The sequence below is a fragment of the Corallococcus sp. AB038B genome (assembly GCF_003668955.1).
GTDB classification, from domain to species: domain Bacteria; phylum Myxococcota; class Myxococcia; order Myxococcales; family Myxococcaceae; genus Corallococcus; species Corallococcus exiguus.
The window spans coordinates 1-382 of sequence record NZ_RAWO01000417.1 but is presented as its reverse complement, the minus strand read 5'-3'; the positions used below and the strand labels follow the sequence as shown (position 1 = coordinate 382).

Below are 382 nucleotides of genomic sequence, written 5' to 3'. Positions count from 1 at the left end.
TTCACCGTCGCGGACGCGGCGCGGGTCAGCGAGCTGCTGGTGCGGCTGCAGCGGGATGACGGGGCCATCGTCTACCTGAACGGCACGGAGGTCTTCCGCAGCAACCTGCCCGCCGGAACGGTGGGCTACCGTACGCTGGCGCCCGCCACCGTCTCGTTGCCCGCGGAAGAGCAGACGTGGATGAGTCAGGCCGTCGACGTGGCGGCGCTGCGCACGGGGACGAACGTCCTCGCGGTGGAGTTGCACCAGTCCGCGGCGAACACGTCCGATGCGCGCTTCAACCTGGAGCTGAGCGCCACGCTGACGACCGCGCCGACGCCCATCTCCGCGTGCTACCCGTTCGACATGCCGACGACGGCGGCGCTGCGCGCGGCGCCGAAGA

1 protein-coding gene is annotated in these 382 nt (G+C 71.2%); it reads left to right on the top strand.

The window, feature by feature from the left end; all coding sequences use genetic code 11:
• Positions 1-382: hypothetical protein (locus D7Y04_RS44990; RefSeq protein ID WP_199749857.1), on the top strand; the 382-nt coding region annotated here is incomplete at both ends.